The 15,168-nt window shown below is 25.0% G+C and carries 14 protein-coding genes and 1 pseudogene; 10 read left to right on the top strand and 5 right to left on the bottom strand.

Annotation, left to right across the window (positions count from 1 at the left end; translation table 11 throughout):
- From MBBAR_RS10340 to MBBAR_RS08755, 4 genes are all read left to right on the top strand, one after another.
- The coding region (locus tag MBBAR_RS10340; RefSeq protein WP_158082570.1) for a hypothetical protein at positions 1 to 317 on the top strand (317 nt) is incomplete at its 5' end.
- Positions 318 to 615: 298 nt separating this feature from the next.
- Entirely contained in the window at positions 616 to 1,050 is a 435-nt protein-coding gene (locus tag MBBAR_RS08765) for a MarR family winged helix-turn-helix transcriptional regulator (protein ID WP_158082569.1), read from the top strand.
- A gap of 96 nt (positions 1,051 to 1,146) precedes the next feature.
- Positions 1,147 to 2,439 (top strand): MATE family efflux transporter, encoded by a 1,293-nt coding sequence (locus MBBAR_RS08760; protein WP_080460980.1) that lies wholly within the window; start codon positions 1,147 to 1,149, stop codon positions 2,437 to 2,439.
- 294 nt (positions 2,440 to 2,733) lie between these two features.
- On the top strand, positions 2,734 to 3,519 hold the full coding sequence (locus tag MBBAR_RS08755; protein ID WP_158082568.1) for an EFR1 family ferrodoxin: 786 nt from the start codon (positions 2,734 to 2,736) through the stop codon (positions 3,517 to 3,519).
- A gap of 38 nt (positions 3,520 to 3,557) precedes the next feature.
- Here the strand turns inward: MBBAR_RS08755 and MBBAR_RS08750 are convergent, their stop codons facing one another.
- Entirely contained in the window at positions 3,558 to 3,848 is a 291-nt protein-coding gene (locus MBBAR_RS08750; RefSeq protein WP_080460978.1) for a 2TM domain-containing protein, read from the bottom strand.
- A gap of 194 nt (positions 3,849 to 4,042) precedes the next feature.
- On the opposite strand from MBBAR_RS08750, the gene MBBAR_RS08745 reads away from it, so the two are divergent.
- Together MBBAR_RS08745 and MBBAR_RS08740 are read left to right on the top strand one after the other, a co-directional pair.
- Positions 4,043 to 4,249 (top strand): hypothetical protein, encoded by a 207-nt coding sequence (locus tag MBBAR_RS08745; RefSeq protein ID WP_080460977.1) that lies wholly within the window; start codon positions 4,043 to 4,045, stop codon positions 4,247 to 4,249.
- Positions 4,250 to 4,687: 438 nt separating this feature from the next.
- Entirely contained in the window at positions 4,688 to 5,047 is a 360-nt protein-coding gene (locus MBBAR_RS08740; protein ID WP_080460976.1) for a hypothetical protein, read from the top strand.
- 338 nt (positions 5,048 to 5,385) lie between these two features.
- Here MBBAR_RS08740 and MBBAR_RS10740 read toward each other — a convergent pair.
- From MBBAR_RS10740 to MBBAR_RS10440, 3 genes and pseudogenes are all read right to left on the bottom strand, one after another.
- Positions 5,386 to 6,109 (bottom strand): annotated as a pseudogene (locus MBBAR_RS10740) (DUF116 domain-containing protein).
- Between the two features lie 249 nt (positions 6,110 to 6,358).
- Positions 6,359 to 6,820, bottom strand: coding sequence for a hypothetical protein (locus tag MBBAR_RS08730; protein WP_225370580.1), 462 nt, complete (start codon positions 6,818 to 6,820; stop codon positions 6,359 to 6,361).
- A 61-nt stretch (positions 6,821 to 6,881) separates the two neighbouring features.
- The gene (locus MBBAR_RS10440; protein WP_169835758.1) at positions 6,882 to 7,037 is read right to left on the bottom strand and encodes a hypothetical protein; all 156 of its coding nucleotides are present in this window, start codon (positions 7,035 to 7,037) and stop codon (positions 6,882 to 6,884) included.
- A 614-nt stretch (positions 7,038 to 7,651) separates the two neighbouring features.
- Between MBBAR_RS10440 and MBBAR_RS08725 the strand changes: the two genes are divergently transcribed.
- The 4 genes from MBBAR_RS08725 to MBBAR_RS08705 all read left to right on the top strand — a co-directional run bounded on the left by MBBAR_RS08725 (position 7,652) and on the right by MBBAR_RS08705 (position 14,291).
- On the top strand, positions 7,652 to 8,908 hold the full coding sequence (locus tag MBBAR_RS08725) for a cation:proton antiporter domain-containing protein (protein WP_080460975.1): 1,257 nt from the start codon (positions 7,652 to 7,654) through the stop codon (positions 8,906 to 8,908).
- 557 nt (positions 8,909 to 9,465) lie between these two features.
- Positions 9,466 to 10,839, top strand: coding sequence for an ATP-binding protein (locus tag MBBAR_RS08715; protein ID WP_249025058.1), 1,374 nt, complete (start codon positions 9,466 to 9,468; stop codon positions 10,837 to 10,839).
- Positions 10,839 to 11,861 (top strand): vWA domain-containing protein, encoded by a 1,023-nt coding sequence (locus tag MBBAR_RS08710; protein WP_080460972.1) that lies wholly within the window; start codon positions 10,839 to 10,841, stop codon positions 11,859 to 11,861. The genes MBBAR_RS08715 and MBBAR_RS08710 overlap by 1 nt, the downstream gene beginning before the upstream one ends.
- Positions 11,862 to 11,999: 138 nt before the next feature.
- Positions 12,000 to 14,291 (top strand): VWA domain-containing protein, encoded by a 2,292-nt coding sequence (locus MBBAR_RS08705; RefSeq protein WP_080460971.1) that lies wholly within the window; start codon positions 12,000 to 12,002, stop codon positions 14,289 to 14,291.
- An 89-nt stretch (positions 14,292 to 14,380) separates the two neighbouring features.
- Here the strand turns inward: MBBAR_RS08705 and MBBAR_RS08700 are convergent, their stop codons facing one another.
- Positions 14,381 to 15,067: a hypothetical protein gene (locus MBBAR_RS08700; protein ID WP_080460970.1), complete on the bottom strand. Its 687-nt coding sequence runs from the start codon at positions 15,065 to 15,067 to the stop codon at positions 14,381 to 14,383.
- Positions 15,068 to 15,168: the final 101 nt, after the last annotated feature.

Here is a 15,168-nt window from a genome sequence, read left to right as displayed (position 1 = left end):
AAATAACAGAAATATTTTATCTAAATGAAAAAATATCAAAACAAGAATGGAATTCTAATAATATAAAAGTAAACAAGTTTAGAATAAATATTGATAAAAATATGGATGAAGTTTATAATAATATAAATCAAATTATTGAAGATATTTTGGATAAAAAACAATTTATAAATGTAATAGTAGATACTACCTTTCTTGCATATCTAATATTAGAAGTATTAATAAAAAACTTCAATATTACTGATGTTTTTATTTTAGAAAATAATAAATTGAAAAAAGCCCACGCTTGTGGATGTGAACCTGAATATAAGGGATATTAGATAAAATAATAGATTTATAAATAATTTTTATTAATTTTTGTTAAAATAAATATTATGTTTATTTTTATCTTATTACTGCCTAATTATTATTTTATTATTATCCTCATTGTTTTTTCACTATTCTAAGAATATATTTAATTTATTTATTTAATTTATTAATAATATTTAGCTTATTGATGATATTATTTTATTTTTGTACTTAGGACCATTACTCAGAAATATTTATATAATGTTTATTATAAATATAATCAGTAGTACTGATTATCATATAATTTGATTACTTTTTGGAGAGATAACTTTGTGTTTAAATAATGATTATGTAGATTTAGATAATAGTTATGGGTATGTACTTGCAACCATTCTTCATAAATTTGGAGAAAAGTTTGATGAAGCTTTAAAGGATTATTCTATAGTAACAAATCATTATCGTGTGCTTGTGACAATTTTTAATAATGAAAAAATCAATCAAAAAAAATTAGGAGAAATTTTAAAGATTGATAGAACAACTATGGTGTATCTTATTGATCATCTTGAAGATGAAGGTTATATAAGAAGACAAAAAAATCAGGAAGATAGGAGATCTTTTCAATTAATACTTACAAGTAAAGGAAAGTCTATAATAAATCCTATCTGTAGGATTAGAGATGAGATACACAATCAATGTTTAAAAGAATTGACTGAAAATGAAAAAAGAATACTTAGAGAGATCTGTAAAAAAATAGGAGATGATTAGATTACAACTAATAATGAAAGTAGCACTAAAAATACTAATGGGATTTCGATTTTATTAGGAGATCCAAAAAAAGCTGTTCTAAAGTTATCTATTCCTATGATTATAGCAATGATTATAAATTCTCTCTATGCATTTATTGATGGGGTATGGGTAGCTGGACTGGGAGATGCATCATTAGCTGCAATAGGTTTTGTAAATCCATTATATCTAATAGTTTTTGGAGTTTCAAATGGAATTGGTGCAGGTGCTACAGCTGTAATTTCTAGATATATAGGCTCAAAAAATAAAAAAGAAGCAGATAATGCAGCTTTACATGTAATTTTACTAACTATTATTATTACAATCATATTTACAGTATTAATTCTAATTTTCCTCAAGCCAATATTATTAACAATGGGTGCAGGGCCTACTATAAATTTAGGGATGGAATATGGTAACATTCTATTTTTAGGAACTATTTTCATAGTTTTTTCAGCTACAGCTTATGGAATATTAAGAGCTGAGGGAAATGTTATAAAAACAACTTATGCTATGTTATTTGGAGCAATATTAAATATGTTTCTAGATCCGATTTTCATTTATTATCTTGATTTAGGTGTAGCTGGAGCAGCTATTGCAACAGTAATATCTATGGGATTAGTTTCATTATTATTGTTATATTGGTTTAAAGGGGATACTTATATTAAATTCTCTCTAAAAGATTTTATATATAAAAGTAAACTTATAAAAGAGATTTTAAGTGTAGGATTGCCAGCTGGTGTTGAATTTTTCCTTATAAGTATTCTTGCAATAACATTAAATGCTATTTTGATGGTAGTATCTGGTGTAGATGGTGTTGCTGTGTATACTGGAGGTTGGCGTTTTGTTGCAATAGTAATGGTGATTCCTATAGCTATTGGAACATCTGTAATAGCAATAACTGGTGCAAATCTAGGGGCAAAAAGATATGAAAATATAGATATAACTCATAGCTATGCAATAAAGTTTGGAACTTTGATTATTGTAATTCTATCAATAGTTATTTTCATTTTAGCTCCATATATTAGTTATTTGTTTGCATATACTCCAGGTTCTGAAAATTTATTAGGGCAAATGACAGATTTCTTAAGGATTACTTGTCTATTTTATTTATTTTTCCCATTAGGAGTTGTATCATCTTCAGTTTTCCAAGGATTAGGAAAAGGATTGAATTCTTTGATAATTGCATTTATAAGAGCATTAATTCTTCAAATAGTATTTTCATATGTTTTTGCAATTGTTTTAAATTTAGGACAAACTGGTGTTTGGTATGGAATTGTGCTTGGAAATGCAATTGGAGCAATAATAGCATATATATGGTCTAAAATTTATATAAGTAAACTTTCCAATGAATATGAAAAGTTTTGTTAATTAATCTTTATTAATTTTTATTAATTTTTTATTAGATTTTTATTATACTTTTTATTAAATTTTTTTTATTTTGCTTTCTATATACTTTTTATTTTAATTTTCATCGTGCTTTTCATTTTCATTGTTTTTATATTTTAGTTTCAATATTTTAGAGTTTAAGTTATAATTATATATTAAATAGATTTCTATGACAATTAGAATTTTTATAATAATTAGATATATATTATATTAATTATATATTAATTTAAAGGAGATATAAGCAAAAGATATATAAGCTATAAAATGGATGATAAAATGGATGTAAAGGCTGTATATTTTAGTCCAACAAGGACTAGTGAAAAGATAACTATGACAATAGCACGAAAAGTAGCTATGAAGTTTAAAACTTCTTTAAAAGATATAAATATTACTAAAAATCATGATGTAGAGAGGATTCCTGAATTTTCAAAAGAAGATATTCTTATTTTAGGTTTACCTGTTTATTCTGGTCGAATTCCTGAAGTAATAGAAGAATATGTTCATAATTTAAATGCTGATGGAACAAAAGCTATTATAGTAGTTATTTATGGAAATAGGGACTATGATGATGCCTTACTTGAAATGAGAAACATATTAGATGAAAATGGGTTTGAAGTAATTGCAGCAGGGGCATTTATTGGAGAACATTCATTTACAGATAAAGTAGCTACTGGTCGACCTGATGAAAAAGATTTAGAAGAAGCAAGGGCATTCGGAGATTCAATAGTAATAAAACTTAAAAATATTGGTGATAATCAGGTTGATAGTATTGATGTTAAGGGTAATTATCCTTACAAAGAAAGGGGAGTGCTTCCACATGTTACGCCCTCTACTAATGATAACTGTACAGAATGTATGGATTGTGCAGAAGAATGTCCAACTGGTGCTATAAGTATGGATAATCCAAGAGAAGCAGACCCAAGTAAATGTATTCTTTGTTGTGAATGTATAAAAATATGTCCTGAAGATGCAAAGTTCAATAATGATGAAAAAATCATAGGACTTGCTAAAATGTTAGAAGATAACTTTTCACAAAGAAGAAATCCAGAAATATTTATTTAAATATTTAATTTAAATATTTAATTTAGCTATTTATTTAGCTATTTTTTATTTTTTTCTTCTTCTAGGTATTTTTTTATCTTTTTTTCTTCCCATTCTTTTCCTAATAGTTTATTTTCAAATACAAAAATTCCTAAGAAGTGAAAGATCAAACCTATTCCCCAGAATATAAGTGGGAATAAAAACCACCATGTACCTGGAGTGAATATTAAATTTATTATGAACAAAAAAAAGTTTATTATAATATACGTAACTAAATGAATATAAAATCCTTTTACATCATCCACTCTTTTTTTAGCTCTTATGTAGGCTTTATCATCATAATTTTCCATTATATCACAACTTTTAAATCTATTATTATTTTTATTATTAATATTACATATATTTTGTTTTTATTGATAAATCTGATAAAAACAGATTTTTTATATTTATAAGATTTTTTCCCTCTTTATTATTATTATTATTTGAAAAAGAATTAGATTTTTTCTGGAAAAAATATATAAATATTGTAAATATATTTAATAATATGTCAAAAGAAACAGATGAAGATAAAGCTTTTGAAGCAGCTCTAAATGGCAAAATGGGGTGGAAATGTTCATGTTCATTGGATATTGTAGATAAAAAATCCACTTTAATCGAGCTAAGGTGTAAAAGTTGCGGTAAAACTTTTAAATCAAATGTGGAAAAAGATTTTTGTTTTGATTGTAATAAGAAAGCTAGAAGTAAAAAATAGGATAGTTAAAATAGGATAGTTAAATAATTAATATACTATTTACTATTTGATTTTTAGTAGCTACTATCTGACTTTTATTAGTTATTATATTACTTTTATTAGTTATTATTTGATTTTTTAGAATTTTTGATTTAGACTCATTTTCACGATAATATTTATGTTTTTATTATTATGTTTTTATTTTTATAGGCGTTTTTTATTTTTCAATTGATATTTTGATTAAAAACAAAAATTATCATTATATATTATTATATAAATAAAAATTATTTTTAAAGAAACTAGAAAATTATTTAAATCAGGAAAAAGAAAATATAATCATCTCAAAAGAATTATTTAATAATTTATCTTTTATTAATGATTTATATATTAAAATACACTGTTTAAAGTATATTTATCCATATTAATAAGATTTTTTTAAAAACCCAAGGGGTTGTTTATTTGAAAGTTAGGTTAAGTCAAGAACATGCATTATCTAAAAGAGTAGGTTTTGTTCCAAAGCATTTTAAAAACACTTCAAGAGTTTATATTCAAGATGGGAAAAAGTTATATATTGATTATATTGAAGTTACTAATATTGGTAGAGGTAAATTTAAGGAGTTTTTAGAAGCTGTCCATAATGAAGGTTTTAAGATTTATATTCCTCAAGCTCCAGTTTATTTGAAAAAAATCATTAGGTCATATCGCCTTCCTTTTGATATTTGGGTTGATGAAGATGAAAAGTTATGTTTAGACAATTATGCAGTCATCCATCCAGATATGTTACTGATTAAACCTAGAGAAAACTATAATCTTTTATAATTTTTTAAAAAGAGTTAATAATTATATAGCTTGTTTTTAAAAGTGTAGTTATTTACATAGCTACAACTATTTTTATATTACTTAAATTTATTTAATTTATAGAATTTAAAATTTATAAATTTAATAGTTATAGATTTAAAGAGAAGATTACTGATTATTTTAAAATTAAATTAATAGTTTTTAGTACTAAATATTAATTTTAGTACTAAATATTAAAAATTAAATATTAGAAGACTAAAAATTAGAAGATTAAATATTAAAAATCAAAGGTTAAAAAATTAAAATCAAATGGTATATCAAAAATTAAATATTAAATATTAATATTAAAAAATGTTTTATTAATTCATTTTGTGTTTTTTATCTGTACAACCTACATCAAAGTCTTTATAATAGCTAAATGATTCGTTTTCTTCACTGTTATTTTCTTTGTAGCCTATTTTATCTAAAACTGTTTTAACATCTACTTTTGTTTTAAAACAACCTGTTCTTGAAAGTAAAACTCCTTGTGGTGAAAAATCAGCTAATTTCATCATTGTTAAGTTTAAATCTTCATAACATGCTACTCCAAGCACAGATTCAAATTCATTGTTTTTAACAATCTTTTTTACAAAAGTTGATCCTGGAATTACAAAAACTTTATAACCCATTTTTTCTGCTTTTGGCTTTATTATTCCAATTGCACATTTACCACAACAATCACAAACTAGCCCTGTTTCATCTAATATAGCTTCACATTTCGGGTTTCTAAGACAATGTGGAAATACAATTATCTTTTTTTTTAGGATCTGTCTTGCTAAATCTTTTTTCGTTTATTTTATTTCTAACTTCAACTCCAATATGATCTACCATTGACTCATCAAACCCTAAGCTTTTAGCTAACTTTTTTAATGGTGAGTAAAAAACATCTAATGCAAATATAATTAACCTTGGGAAAATAAGTATGTCTTTTTTAAGTAGTATTCTACCTAAAATTAGGGCTAAAATTAGTAAGATAAATAATCCTACAGCTATTAAGATTAATGTTTGTCCAAATATTTGAAATAAAGTATCGATTGTCATAATTACATGCTAATTTTGTTTTTATATTTTATTTTGTTTTTTTAAATATATTTTAAATATATTTATATTATTTATTTATATTATTAAATTATTTATATATTATTAAACTATTTATTTATATTTATTAAAATGTTTTATATTTATTAAATTTTATTTACACATTGTAAAAATTATTTATATATTTTAAAAATAATTTATATATCTTTAAAATTATTTATCCTTAAAATTATTTATTATAAAATCATAAAATGATCATAATTTTTCTATTTTATGGTTTACAGTGTTTCCAGTGATATTAACGCCATTTTTTGTTTTATCAATTCTTAATCCAGATAAACTATCACATGAACATAATATATCTTGTTCTGGATGTGTTCCAGGTGTTATATTGCAATCTAGTCGAACACTTTCTCCTACAGATAAAACCATTTTTAATCTTTTTGAGCTTGGATGATCTTTTGGTAGGACAATTATTGGAGATTCCATTTCTCGTGTGATATATGCCATTGATTTTATAGCTTTTTCATATTTTTGTCCTGTTCCAAAGGCTGATATAGCTATTAAATCATCTTTTTCTAGATATAGGACAATTTCTTCTTTTTCAGGAGTCCCTATAAATAGCATTTGTTCATTAGCTACTTTCACAATTCCAACTGTCCCTGTATCTCCAATTAAAAATAGTACTTCAGTTGGCTGTAAATCTATTTTTTGCAATTTATTTATTCCTTAAATTTAAAACAAGTATAAATATTAGTAAAAATTAAAAATAAAAAAATTAATCTAAACATTCTACATTGTCACTTTGACATGATGGGCAAATAACTCTTTTACCTAGACCTTTAAAGTCATTTCCACAGTCTAAGCATTTATATCTTTTGGTTTTTAGTTTTTTCATTTTAATATCTGCCATTGGTCCTCCAACAGTACACATAAAAATCACCTTTTTTTTGTATATAACAATACTTATTATGTTTTTTTTAATATTTATTCTTTTCTTCTAGTAGATATCTATATTTTATTTTTATATACTTTTATTTCTTCTATTTTTATATATTTTTATTTCTTCTATTCTTATATTTTATTTTTTGGCTTTTTTATTTCCGTATTTTTTATTTTTTATTTTTTTATATAAGTTGATTTTGGTAAAATTGATTTTAATCAAGTTACTATTGTAATACCAAAATATTTATATATCATAATATTTATTATAATATTTAGGATTAAAATTAGGAAATAGGTTTCCTATTTCCTTACATAGAGTATATGGTTGTGAAGGTTCATAGATAATGTTGAATTGAAAATTACTAGATTAATTAACAAATAATTAATCATGTTATATTAAAATTATTATATTTATATTAAAATATAAAATATTTTAAAGAAAATCTAGAACATTTCATTAAAATATTCAATGCTTAATAATAATTATAAAATTTAATGAAGTATTATAGATAAAACAAAAATATCATAAATAAAACAATATATATAAGAAATTTTATAATTATAATGAATGTTTCAAAAATAATGAGTATGAGGTATGTTTAAGTGGAACAAATAATATTAAGTTTAGCAATTGTAATGTTGCTTGGAGTTTTATGTATAAAATGTTTCAGTAAATTAGGTGTACCTGCCTTTTTAGGATTCTTACTAATAGGTATTTTACTTGGCCCATATGCAACAAACATATTAAACATTGAATTTATGGGATTAACACAAGAAATTGCCACAATGGCAATGGTAATTCTATTGATTAGAGCAGGTTTGGGACTTAGCCGAGATTCTCTTCGTAAAGTTGGAAGGGTTGCAGTTGAGATGAGCTGTATTCCATCAGTCTTTGAAGGATTACTAGTTATGATTGTAGGTCATTATTTCCTTGGAATATCATTTATTGAATCAGGAATGTTAGGATTTATTCTGGCTGCTGTTTCACCAGCAATACTTGTTCCAAGAATGCTTAATCTAATTGATAAAGGATTGGGTACTAAAAAAGGTATTCCAGAAATTCTTTTAACAGGTTCATCAGCTGATGATGTTGTAGCTATTACAATATTTTCAGTATTTTTAGGGATGTATACTGGAGGAAATATTAACATTGTATGGAGTATAGCTAGTATACCTATATCATTGATATTGGGCGTTTTAACAGGATTTGTAACTGGATTGATTCTTTTATATGCATTTAGAAGATGGGACTTTTCAGATATTGAAAAATTATTTGTTACACTTGCAACCGGAATACTTCTTAATTCACTTGGTGAGGCTTTACAAGGAAGAATACCATTAGCTGGCCTTGTTGGAGTAATGGTCATTGGTTTCTTATTATTAGATCGTATGCCTAAAGTTGCATTAGGTTTATCAAATAGATATTCAAATTTATGGATAGTTGCAGAAATTGTTATTTTTGTACTTCTCGGAGCTCAATTGGAACTTCCTTTGTTAATTGAAACTCCTGAAGGCTTATTTGCACCAGTTATAATAGTTGGAATATTTGTTATATGTATGGGATTAATAGCTAGATTTGGAGGAGTATTTATGGCTTTAGCTGGATCTGGGTTAAACAATAAAGAAAAAATATTTTGCATGACTTCTTATATTCCAAAAGCGAATGTACAAGCTACTATTGGAGCAGTTCCTTTAGCTGCAGGAGTAGCTTCGGGAGAATTAATATTAGCTATTTCGGCCATATCTATAATATTTACAGCACCTTTAGGAGCTCTTTTAATAGATTTTTTTAATGATAAATTGTTAACTAAAGATGAAGATCTTGATAATTCAAAATCTATAGAAGTCCCTACAAATTAAGATTATTATGATAAATTAAGATTTTCATAATTTTAATTTTAATTTTACATGTTCAGTGTTTTTAATATTTTTAATTTCAATATTTATTAATATCTTACTTTTTATATTTTTTCTTATTTTTAAAATCCTATTTTTAAAGATTTTATAAATATTATATTTTTTGTTATATTTTTTTATTTTTTTATTTTTTTTATTTTTATTATTTTTATAATTAATTTGTATATGATAAAATAAATATAGAATAAAAATAATATATATTCTCAAAGTATATTAAAATAAGCTCATGGATAAATTTATAATAATTTATAGAAATTTATCATTTTAATATAATTCTTAAAAATATAATTCTTAAAAATGGCTTATTAAATACATAAATTATATTAAATTAGATTAAATTATATTAAATTACATTAATACAATAATTACATTAATTACATTAATTTACGTTAAATTATATCATTTAAGTTAAATTACATTAATTAAAGTATATTATTAAATTAACTTATTAAAATATATAATCTATATTGCTAAAATATTATATTAACTATCGTGTATAATTGGATATTACTATTGGTGAAAATATGAGAAAGAGTGTTTTTCCGTTTACGGCTATTGTTGGTCAGGAGAAGATTAAGAAGGCTCTTGTTTTGAATGCTGTTAATCCTTCGATTGGTGGTGTTCTTATTAAGGGTGATCGTGGTACTGGTAAGACTACTGCTGTTAGGGCTTTGGCTGATCTTCTTCCTGAGATTGAGGTTGTTGATGGGGATATTTTTAATTCTGATGAAGAATCTTATAAAGATTTTGAACTTTATAAAGCTATTGATAAAAATAAGGATGATGATGTTCTTTTAGTTAAAAAACCTATGCGTGTTATTGAGCTTCCTTTAGGTGCTACTGAGGATCGTGTGGTTGGTTCTCTTGATATTGAAAAGGCTCTTCATGAAGGTATTAAAGCTTTAGAGCCTGGTCTTCTTGCTCAAGCTAATCGTAATATTCTTTATATTGATGAGATTAATCTTTTGGATGATAATCTTGTTGATGTTTTATTGGATGCTGCTGCATTTGGTGTTAACACTATTGAAAGAGAAGGAATTTCAATTTCACACCCATCAAAGTTCATTTTAATTGGAACAATGAACCCAGAAGAAGGAGAACTAAGAGGACAACTATCGGATCGAATAGGTCTTGAAATTGAAGTTGAAGGTATTTCAAACATTGAAGATAGAATAAAAATTATGAAAAGAAGAGAAGCATTTGAAAGAGATCCCTTATCTTTTAGAGCTAAATTCAATAAGAAACAAGAGAAACTTCAAAACAAAATAATAAAAGCTAAGGAAATATTAAATGATGTGGTTATTGATCATGTTTTATTAGAGGTAATAGCTAGAATTACTTTAGAACTTTCATCAGAAGGACATAGAAGCGATATAAGTATTTTAAAAACAGCTAAAACAATTGCATCTTTTAATGGTAATTTAACTGTTGATTTTGATGATTTAAAAGAAGCTATTTCTCTTGTTCTTGGGGAAGATCCTCTACTCAATCAAAGGATTCAGAAAATTAGGAATGATATTGAAAAAAGAGAAAAAGAAGGGGAAAATGATTTAGATAACGATAGTTTTTCTTTCAGTAATGATAATCTTCAAGAAAAAATTAAAGAACAATTAGAAGATTCATTAAATGAGAAATTAAAAAAAGCAAATCAAAATCATGAAAATCAAGAATTAGATAAGGCTTTTAATGATTCTAATAATAAAGATTTAGATAATATTGAATTAGGAGATGGTGAATCTAAAGAAAAGGATTTTATTAATACTTCTGATTTTGAAGATAAAGATGAATCTAATTCAAAACTTAATCAGGGTGAAAAATTAGAAAATTTTAATGAATTTAATATTGATGGGAAGTTTGATATAAAAAAATATTAATGGTTGAAGGTGTAAAAAGAGAGAAACTTTATGGTAAGCGGGTAAACTCACAAAGTAAAAAAGGAAAGTATGTTAAAAGTAAGATTTCTAATAATTCTGAGGATGTAGCTATTGATGCTACTATTCGTGCATCTGTATTAAATTCTAATATAAAAAATTCTAATATAAATAATAATTCTAAATTTAATAAATATACTAAATTTAATAAAGATACTAATTTAAAAGTTAATATAAAAAAAGAGGATTTAAGAGAAAAAGTAAGAAAACATGGAACTAAATTATCCATTGCATTAATTGTGGATATGAGTGGTTCTATGATTAGTGATGAAAAGCTTAATAGAATAAAAGCAATCTTACAAAAAATAATATTAAATGTTCATGTTAACAAGGATAAATTAGCTGTTATTGGGTTTAAAGGTAAGGATTCAGAAGTTATTATTCCAAATACTAAAAGACCTAATTCTTTTTTAAATAAACTTGAGAGTATAACTGTTGGAGGAACTACTCCAATGGCTGCTGGACTTAAAAAAGGTTTAGAGGTTTTAAAAAAGGATCTCAATAAGGAAGAATATATTCCAATGCTTATGATATTATCTGATGGGGTAACTAATGTAAGTTTAGAAAGATCTAATATTAATTCTAATTTTAATAAAAGATCTAAGTCTTTAAAATATAATAATTCTTCTGGAAAATCAAAGGAATATAAATCTAATAAAATGATTATAAGTAATCCTATTAAGGATGCTTTGGCTGTTGGTGGAGAGATAGCTAAATATAATATTCATACAGTTATTGTTAATTTTGAAAAGGAAAAAAATAAGGGAAGAAGTATAAACAAAGAATTAACTTTTATAACTGGTGGGAATTTTTATGATCTTGAAATTCTTGGTGATAAATTATCCAAAGATATTTTTGAAGTAGAAGGTGTTGATACAAATTCAATGTCATTTGGTTCATTTAAAAGTGATTTATCTGATATGGTTTTAGAAAAAATAATAGACTATGAGAGAGATAAGATTTAATTTAGATATCGGATTAAATAATGAATATTAGACTAATAATGGATACTAGATTAAATAATGGATATTAGACTAATAATGGATACTAGATTAAATAATGGATACTAGATTTTATAATTGGATATTATCATTGGTGAAAATATGAAGAAGAGTGTTTTTCCGTTTACGGCTATTGTTGGTCAGGAGAAGATTAAGAAGGCTCTTGTTTTGAATGCTGTTAATCCTTCGATTGGTGGTGTTCTTATTAAGGGTGATCGTGGTACTGGTAAGACTACTGCTGTTAGGGCTTTGGCTGATCTTCTTCCTGAGATTGAGGTTGTTGATGGGGATATTTTTAATTCTGATGAAGAATCTTATAAAGATTTTGAACTTTATAAAGCTATTGATAAAAATAAGGATGATGATGTTCTTTTAGTTAAAAAACCTATGCGTGTTATTGAGCTTCCTTTAGGTGCTACTGAGGATCGTGTGGTTGGTTCTCTTGATATTGAAAAGGCTCTTCATGAAGGTATTAAAGCTTTAGAGCCTGGTCTTCTTGCTCAAGCTAATCGTAATATTCTTTATATTGATGAGATTAATCTTTTGGATGATAATCTTGTTGATGTTTTATTGGATGCTGCTGCATTTGGTGTTAACACTATTGAAAGAGAAGGAATTTCAATTTCACACCCATCAAAGTTCATTTTAATTGGAACAATGAACCCAGAAGAAGGAGAACTAAGAGGACAACTATCCGATCGAATAGGTTTAAAAATTTCTGTTTCTGGAATTAATAATATTGAAGATAGAATAGAAATTATGAAACAGATAGATGACTTTGAAAAAGATCCAGAAAGTTTCATAGCTAAGTATGCAGATGCTGAAGATAATCTTCAAAAAAGGATAATCATGGCAAGAAAACTTCTTCCATCAGTTAGTATTAGTGATGAATATTTTGAAATAATAGCTAGATTAACAAGAAATCTTGGTGTTGAAGGTCATAGGAATGATATAACAATTCTTAAAACAGCTAAAGCAATAGCTGCATTTAACAATCATTGGAAAGTTACTATGGATGATCTTGAAGAAAGCATATTGCTTGTTTTAGGAGAAATAAATGAATGTGATAATAATCAAATTCAAAATCAGATTCAACAGGCTCAAAGTGAAATGAATCAGGAAGAAAATAGTGAAGATTCAGATGATGATGAAAATTCTAGTCAAAATCAAGATTCGAGCAAAGAAGATGATTCTAATGAAGATATTCAGGATGATAATTCCAATGAATATGTTCAAGATAATGATTTAAATGAAGATAATGGCTCTGATAATAGCTTTGATAATAATATAGATGATAATCTTAATGATTTGGATAGTGAGGATAATTTAGATGAAAATGATGAAGATAAATCTGATGGGGAGAATAATGAAGAAAATAATGATTTAGATAATCCTTCTAATGATGATTATAATAATGAAAATCAACTTCAAGGGGAAGTAAATGATTCAGATAAGATAGATGATGAATATCAGATGGATTATAATGAAAATAAGTCTGAAAAAGAAATAAATGAATTCGATTTAGAGTCTCTTGAAAAAGATATTCGTAAAATGCTTGTAATGGAAGGACGTGAAAAAGAAAAGTTTTATGGATCAAGAGTTAATTCAAAAAGTGAAAAAGGGAAGTATGTAAAAAGTAAATATTCTCCAAATGTTTCAAATTCAGATATAGCTATTGATGCTACTATACGTGCAGCTATAAAATCTAAAACATCTAAAAATACAGAATTAAATAAGAAAAATGCCTTAAAAGTAGATATAAAAAATGAAGATATTCGTGAAAAAGTTAGAAAACATAAAGCAAGAGCTAGTATAGCTTTGGTAGTTGATATGAGTGGGTCAATGCTTGCTGAAAAGAAAGTTAATAAGATTAGGGGTATTTTAGAAAGAATAATTAGGAATGTTAATAGGAATAGGGATAAATTAACAGTCATAGGTTTTAAAGGTCGGGATTCTGAAGTAATAATTCCAAGTACTAAACGTCCTAGTTCTTTTTTAGAGAAGCTTGATAAGATCACAGTTGGAGGAACAACTCCAATGGCTTCAGGTCTTGAAAAAGCTATTGAAATACTTAAAAATGAGAATAAAAAGGGAGAGTTTATTCCAATGTTAATATTGCTTTCAGATGGAATGCCTAATGTTGGTCTAACTGATAGTTATAATAAAAAGGTTAGAGGAAGCCCTATAAATGATGTTTTAGCTATGGGTGAGGAGTTAGCTGAAAATAAAATATATACTATTATCATTGATTTTGAAAAGAAGCACAAACATGGAAGGAATATTAATATGGAGTTAGCATTTTTATCTAATGGTAGATATTATGATTTAGAAGAAATTTATAATCCTGACATTGCGATAGATAAGATTTTAACTTATGAAAGAAATATGTTGTAAATTTAATATGTTGTAAATTTAATATTTTGTAAATTTATAATAAATTCTATTGATAATCTCATATTGATTAATCTTATGTTATAATTGTATTATTCTAATTTCATTGTTTTTAGTATTTCATTAAATAATATTTTATCTTGTTTTTTAAGTTCTCTATCACAATAAAATATAAAAACATAGGAGTGAGTTTTGTTTTTTTGGACTATGATTAGCTGATGCCAATAATCTGCTTTTGTACTAGTTAAAGAATAGGCTTTTTTACCATCAACTGTAATATTAGTTGGTTGTTTGAATCTTTTACTTTTTTGAAGTTCTAATTCTTCTTCTAGTGAGTTATCTGAAATATAAAATATTAATCCATCATCCCAACGACTTAAATACTCTTTTTGATATAAACTTAAAAACTTGTTTAATTGATCAAAACTCCAATAACTAGGATAAGAAAAAGATATTCCATTATTGTTATATGTTTTTACAGGATTATTTGAATTAATTAAATCACTTTTCTCATTAAAATTACTATTATTACTATTATTATCAGTAATATTATTAGAATTAATCTTGCTATTAGAATTAGTTTTGTTTGTAGAATTATTATAGCTATTTGTAGTATTGTTATAATTTGTACTAAGATTAGCTATTGGTTCTTGGTTAGCTTCTCCTTCAAGTATTGTTTTTATATTATTAAGACTATCATCAACTATATTTTGATTAGAAACACCTACTACAATTCCTAATATTATTAAAATTATAAACAAAATAAATAATTTGTCCATATAACCGTATCCTAGATTATTTTTCAAAATAGATTTCAATATTATTATATTATTATAATTATATTTCTGTTTTTTATTATTTTTATTTTTTATTTATTATT

Origin of the sequence: Methanobrevibacter arboriphilus JCM 13429 = DSM 1125 (genome assembly GCF_002072215.1) — an archaeon.
Taxonomy (GTDB): Archaea; Methanobacteriota; Methanobacteria; order Methanobacteriales; family Methanobacteriaceae; genus Methanobinarius; species Methanobinarius arboriphilicus.
Note: the sequence above shows the minus strand (reverse complement) of the source record. Positions and strands in the feature narration are given on the sequence as shown.